Raw genomic sequence first — 330 nt, 5'->3', positions numbered from 1 at the left:
CGGAGGCAGGAGCAGACAGGATGGCGCGGGTTTTGGCTGCTCGAGCCAACGGGGTGCTCGGGAGGCACACTTCTCGTTGGCCGGTACTGCTGGCCAGGCAAGAACATTTGGCTCAGGCGGTGCGGTTAGAGGTAAAGCGGAAGATAGAGGAGGCGGGGAGTTGGCTTAAAGCGGGGTTGCCGGCATTGAGAGGACCCTCTGCCGGAGCTCCATGGGTGAAGCATGTGTTGCGGGAACTAAGCCGGCCTAGCCTCAGTAGTTTGATCCCTTAATGGCGCAGGTACCGGGACTATCCTGGCGGCGAGGTTTCCATGAAGAGAAGTTTTCTCC

At 59.7% G+C, this 330-nt stretch carries 1 pseudogene; it reads left to right on the top strand.

Features of this window, described 5'->3' with window-relative positions:
* A pseudogene (locus DXX99_RS11390) lies at positions 1-272 on the top strand (ISLre2 family transposase); the annotation flags it as partial.
* Positions 273-330 lie beyond the last annotated feature (58 nt).

Source organism: Ammonifex thiophilus (assembly GCF_003368535.1).
Classification (GTDB): domain Bacteria; phylum Bacillota; class Desulfotomaculia; order Desulfotomaculales; family Ammonificaceae; genus Ammonifex; species Ammonifex thiophilus.
The sequence above is the reverse complement of the archived record's forward strand: the minus strand, read 5'-3'. Positions and strand labels throughout refer to the sequence as shown.